The organism is Bartonella sp. AA2SXKL (genome assembly GCF_042197205.1).
Lineage (GTDB): Bacteria > Pseudomonadota > Alphaproteobacteria > Rhizobiales > Rhizobiaceae > Bartonella.
On the sequence record NZ_JBHIRN010000185.1, the window covers coordinates 1 to 658 of the forward strand.

The window sequence follows — 658 nt, forward strand, 5'->3', positions numbered from 1 at the left end:
TTTTGTAGAAAAACCATTCACCCATTTTTGTTTTAGCGGCGCAAACCTAACTTCTTTATAAGTGTCTGATAACGATTTTGGTCAATTCCTTTAAGGTAATCAAGTAAGCGACGGCGTTGAGACACCATTTTCAAAAGACCGCGACGAGAATGGTTATCCTTTTTGTGAAATTTAAAATGATTAGTCAAGTTAGCAATACGTTCAGAAAGTACAGCGACCTGCACTTCTGGTGATCCTGTATCACCGACTTTATTGGCATATTCTGCGACAATAGCTTTTTTACGTTCAGCTGTAATCGACATCGTCTTATCCTTTCAAAAAATGAATAAACAAAAGTCACCCATAGCCGAGATGTCGTTCAGCAAGGGTCTGTGAGAAAACAAGAAGAGTCAAAGACTTCTTATTTATCGTAACATTTATATAGGAAAGAAGGTCAAAATACTAGTCCTTCAAAGCGTTTTGAAACTCTTTTTAAATAAAGGCTTTTGTTTTGAAAGATTGATTTTTATACTGTTTTATGAAAAATTTTTAAAGAATTATGCATCCTTTTGAGACAAAGATTCCTGCTTAACAGAATGTATATTGTAAAAAAAAGCGATAGAATACCGATTTGGAGGCAAAAGATGCAGAGCATTTCAACATTCAAACTTTTTCGTAA

General features: G+C 34.2%; 1 protein-coding gene. It reads right to left on the reverse strand.

Features of this window, described 5'->3' with window-relative positions; all coding sequences use genetic code 11:
- Window positions 1-32: 32 nt before the first annotated feature.
- Window positions 33-302, reverse strand: a complete 270-nt coding sequence (gene rpsO, locus ACFINS_RS10580) for a 30S ribosomal protein S15 (RefSeq protein WP_011180162.1) — start codon at window positions 300-302, stop codon at window positions 33-35.
- Window positions 303-658 lie beyond the last annotated feature (356 nt).

What these genes read in the sequence shown, in the direction of transcription:
- rpsO (WP_011180162.1), bottom strand. Translation starts at nt 302, where the DNA reads ATGTCGATTACAGCTGAACGTAAAAAAGCTATTGTCGCAGAATATGCC.